Source organism: Streptomyces sp. TRM70350, assembly GCF_019219825.1.
Lineage (GTDB): Bacteria > Actinomycetota > Actinomycetes > Streptomycetales > Streptomycetaceae > Streptomyces.
Genome location: NZ_JAHUXH010000069.1, coordinates 1 through 5,199 on the forward strand (window position 1 = coordinate 1; position 5,199 = coordinate 5,199).

Annotated in this window: 2 rRNA genes; both read right to left on the reverse strand. The window is 57.7% G+C overall.

The features are described from left to right. Nucleotides 1–19 precede the first annotated feature (19 nt). Nucleotides 20–3,141: ribosomal RNA gene (locus KWI83_RS37430) — 23S ribosomal RNA — on the reverse strand. Between the two features lie 295 nt (nt 3,142–3,436). Beyond that, a 16S ribosomal RNA gene (locus tag KWI83_RS37435) occupies nt 3,437–4,966 on the reverse strand. The 16S and 23S rRNA genes sit together here, the layout of an rRNA operon. Nucleotides 4,967–5,199: the final 233 nt, after the last annotated feature.

The following is a 5,199-nucleotide window of genomic DNA, read 5'->3' on the forward strand; positions in this document are numbered from 1 at the left end:
ACAGTGGACGCGAGCAACTGAGGACAAGCCCTCGGCCTATTAGTACCGGTCAACTCCACACGTCACCGTGCTTCCATATCCGGCCTATCAACCCAGTCGTCTACTGGGAGCCTTACCCTCTTACAGAGGTGGGAGTCCTCATCTCGAAGCAGGCTTCCCGCTTAGATGCTTTCAGCGGTTATCCCTCCCGAACGTAGCCAACCAGCCATGCCCTTGGCAGAACAACTGGCACACCAGAGGTTCGTCCGTCCCGGTCCTCTCGTACTAGGGACAGCCCTTCTCAAGACTCCTACGCGCACAGCGGATAGGGACCGAACTGTCTCACGACGTTCTAAACCCAGCTCGCGTACCGCTTTAATGGGCGAACAGCCCAACCCTTGGGACCGACTCCAGCCCCAGGATGCGACGAGCCGACATCGAGGTGCCAAACCATCCCGTCGATATGGACTCTTGGGGAAGATCAGCCTGTTATCCCCGGGGTACCTTTTATCCGTTGAGCGACGGCGCTTCCACAAGCCACCGCCGGATCACTAGTCCCGACTTTCGTCCCTGCTCGACCCGTCGGTCTCACAGTCAAGCTCCCTTGTGCACTTACACTCAACACCTGATTGCCAACCAGGCTGAGGGAACCTTTGGGCGCCTCCGTTACCCTTTAGGAGGCAACCGCCCCAGTTAAACTACCCATCAGACACTGTCCCTGATCCGGATCACGGACCCAGGTTAGACATCCAGCACGACCAGACTGGTATTTCAACGACGACTCCACACTAACTGGCGTTAGCGCTTCACAGTCTCCCAGCTATCCTACACAAGCCGAACCGAACACCAATATCAAACTGTAGTAAAGGTCCCGGGGTCTTTCCGTCCTGCTGCGCGAAACGAGCATCTTTACTCGTAGTGCAATTTCACCGGGCCTATGGTTGAGACAGTCGAGAAGTCGTTACGCCATTCGTGCAGGTCGGAACTTACCCGACAAGGAATTTCGCTACCTTAGGATGGTTATAGTTACCACCGCCGTTTACTGGCGCTTAAGTTCTCAGCTTCGCCCCACCGAAATAGAGCTAACCGGTCCCCTTAACGTTCCAGCACCGGGCAGGCGTCAGTCCGTATACATCGCCTTACGGCTTCGCACGGACCTGTGTTTTTAGTAAACAGTCGCTTCTCGCTGGTCTCTGCGGCCACCCCCAGCTCAAGGCGTAAAGCCCGTCACCAGATGTGGCCCCCCTTCTCCCGAAGTTACGGGGGCATTTTGCCGAGTTCCTTAACCATAGTTCACCCGAACGCCTCGGTATTCTCTACCTGACCACCTGAGTCGGTTTAGGGTACGGGCCGCCATGAAACTCGCTAGAGGCTTTTCTCGACAGCATAGGATCATCCACTTCACCACAATCGGCTCGGCATCAGGTCTCAGACACATGCCAGGCGGATTTACCTACCTGACGTCCTACACCCTTACCCCGGGACAACCACCGCCCGGGATGGACTACCTTCCTGCGTCACCCCATCACTCACCTACTAACCGCTTGGTCCGGCGGCTCCACCACTCCGTACTTGTCCGAAGACGCACACGGCGGTTTCACGGCCTTAGCATCACGATGCTCGATGTCTGACGCTCCACAGCGGGTACCGGAATATCAACCGGTTATCCATCGACTACGCCTGTCGGCCTCGCCTTAGGTCCCGACTTACCCTGGGCAGATCAGCTTGACCCAGGAACCCTTAGTCAATCGGCGCAAACGTTTCTCACGTTTGTATCGCTACTCATGCCTGCATTCTCACTCGTCAACCGTCCACAACTCGCTTACGCGGCTGCTTCACCCGGCAGACGACGCTCCCCTACCCATCCATACGGTCGTTGGACCTCATGTATGAATGACACGACTTCGGCGGTACGCTTGAGCCCCGCTACATTGTCGGCGCGGAATCACTAGACCAGTGAGCTATTACGCACTCTTTCAAGGATGGCTGCTTCTAAGCCAACCTCCTGGTTGTCTGTGCGACTCCACATCCTTTCCCACTTAGCGTACGCTTAGGGGCCTTAGTCGATGCTCTGGGCTGTTTCCCTCTCGACCATGGAGCTTATCCCCCACAGTCTCACTGCCGCGCTCTCACTTACCGGCATTCGGAGTTTGGCTAAGGTCAGTAACCCGGTAGGGCCCATCGCCTATCCAGTGCTCTACCTCCGGCAAGAAACACACGACGCTGCACCTAAATGCATTTCGGGGAGAACCAGCTATCACGGAGTTTGATTGGCCTTTCACCCCTAACCACAGGTCATCCCCCAGGTTTTCAACCCTGGTGGGTTCGGTCCTCCACGAAGTCTTACCTCCGCTTCAACCTGCCCATGGCTAGATCACTCCGCTTCGGGTCTTGAGCATGCTACTGAAACGCCCTCTTCGGACTCGCTTTCGCTACGGCTACCCCACCCGGGTTAACCTCGCAACACACCGCAAACTCGCAGGCTCATTCTTCAAAAGGCACGCAGTCACGAGAACAAGGCAAACCCTGCTCCGACGCTCCCACGGCTTGTAGGCACACGGTTTCAGGTACTATTTCACTCCCCTCCCGGGGTACTTTTCACCATTCCCTCACGGTACTATCCGCTATCGGTCACCAGGGAATATTTAGGCTTAGCGGGTGGTCCCGCCAGATTCACACGGGATTTCTCGGGCCCCGTGCTACTTGGGTGTCTCTCAAACGAGCCGCTGACGTTTCGACTACGGGGGTCTTACCCTCTACGCCGGACCTTTCGCATGTCCTTCGCCTACATCAACGGTTTCTCACTCGTCCCACGGCCGGCAGACCGTGGAAGAAAGATCCCACAACCCCGTATACGCAACCCCTGCCGGGTCTCACACGCATACGGTTTGGCCTCATCCAGTTTCGCTCGCCACTACTCCCGGAATCACGGTTGTTTTCTCTTCCTGCGGGTACTGAGATGTTTCACTTCCCCGCGTTCCCTCCACATGCCCTATGTGTTCAGGCAAGGGTGACAGCCCATGACGACTGCCGGGTTTCCCCATTCGGAAACCCCCGGATCAAAGCCTGGTTGACGACTCCCCGGGGACTATCGCGGCCTCCCACGTCCTTCATCGGTTCCTGGTGCCAAGGCATCCACCGTGCGCCCTTAAAAACTTGGCCACAGATGCTCGCGTCCACTGTGCAGTTCTCAAACAACGACCAGCCACCCACCACCCCGAACCTACAGTCCGAGTTCACTGGGGCCGGCATCCCGAGGGACCATTCCCTCAGACACCCAACAGCGTGCCCGACACCCTTGCCTCTCCTCGTTCCGTTCCACGCCGAAGCAGTACTAGGAAGAGAAGCTGGCCAAGTGTGCCGAGTAGTCAACGTTCCACCCATGAGCAACCAGCATCAGACGTTCGCTGATGTACTGGCCTCTGACCGGGCGAACCCGGTAAGAAGTGCTCCTTAGAAAGGAGGTGATCCAGCCGCACCTTCCGGTACGGCTACCTTGTTACGACTTCGTCCCAATCGCCAGTCCCACCTTCGACAGCTCCCTCCCCACAAAGGGGGTTGGGCCACCGGCTTCGGGTGTTACCGACTTTCGTGACGTGACGGGCGGTGTGTACAAGGCCCGGGAACGTATTCACCGCAGCAATGCTGATCTGCGATTACTAGCGACTCCGACTTCATGGGGTCGAGTTGCAGACCCCAATCCGAACTGAGACCGGCTTTTTGAGATTCGCTCCACCTCGCGGTATCGCAGCTCATTGTACCGGCCATTGTAGCACGTGTGCAGCCCAAGACATAAGGGGCATGATGACTTGACGTCGTCCCCACCTTCCTCCGAGTTGACCCCGGCGGTCTCCCGTGAGTCCCCAACCTCTTAAAGAGTTGCTGGCAACACGGGACAAGGGTTGCGCTCGTTGCGGGACTTAACCCAACATCTCACGACACGAGCTGACGACAGCCATGCACCACCTGTACACCGACCACAAGGGGGCCCCTGTCTCCAGAGGTTTCCGATGTATGTCAAGCCTTGGTAAGGTTCTTCGCGTTGCGTCGAATTAAGCCACATGCTCCGCCGCTTGTGCGGGCCCCCGTCAATTCCTTTGAGTTTTAGCCTTGCGGCCGTACTCCCCAGGCGGGGCACTTAATGCGTTAGCTGCGGCACGGACAACGTGGAATGCTGCCCACACCTAGTGCCCACCGTTTACGGCGTGGACTACCAGGGTATCTAATCCTGTTCGCTCCCCACGCTTTCGCTCCTCAGCGTCAGTATCGGCCCAGAGATCCGCCTTCGCCACCGGTGTTCCTCCTGATATCTGCGCATTTCACCGCTACACCAGGAATTCCGATCTCCCCTACCGAACTCTAGCCTGCCCGTATCGACTGCAGACCCGGGGTTAAGCCCCGGGCTTTCACAACCGACGCGACAAGCCGCCTACGAGCTCTTTACGCCCAATAATTCCGGACAACGCTTGCGCCCTACGTATTACCGCGGCTGCTGGCACGTAGTTAGCCGGCGCTTCTTCTGCAGGTACCGTCACTTGCGCTTCTTCCCTGCTGAAAGAGGTTTACAACCCGAAGGCCGTCATCCCTCACGCGGCGTCGCTGCATCAGGCTTGCGCCCATTGTGCAATATTCCCCACTGCTGCCTCCCGTAGGAGTCTGGGCCGTGTCTCAGTCCCAGTGTGGCCGGTCGCCCTCTCAGGCCGGCTACCCGTCGTCGCCTTGGTGAGCCGTTACCTCACCAACAAGCTGATAGGCCGCGGGCTCATCCTGCACCGCCGGAGCTTTCCAGCCTCCACCATGCGGAGGAGACTCGTATCCGGTATTAGACCCCGTTTCCAGGGCTTGTCCCAGAGTGCAGGGCAGATTGCCCACGTGTTACTCACCCGTTCGCCACTAATCCCCGGCCGAAACCGGTTCATCGTTCGACTTGCATGTGTTAAGCACGCCGCCAGCGTTCGTCCTGAGCCAGGATCAAACTCTCCGTGAATGCTTTTCACGGGAGCGGAACAGCCAGGAGGAATAACCCCGACCGTTCACAGCGTCCTCGCTGTAATGTGTTTCAAAGGAACCTCGCCACCAGGAATCTTCCCGGTGTCGGGGTATCAACATATCTGGCGTTGACTTTTGGCACGCTGTTGAGTTCTCAAAGAACGGACGCTTCCTTCGTACTCACCCGAGACTCACTCTCGCGGCTTTCCTCCGGGCGCTTCCCTTCGGTGT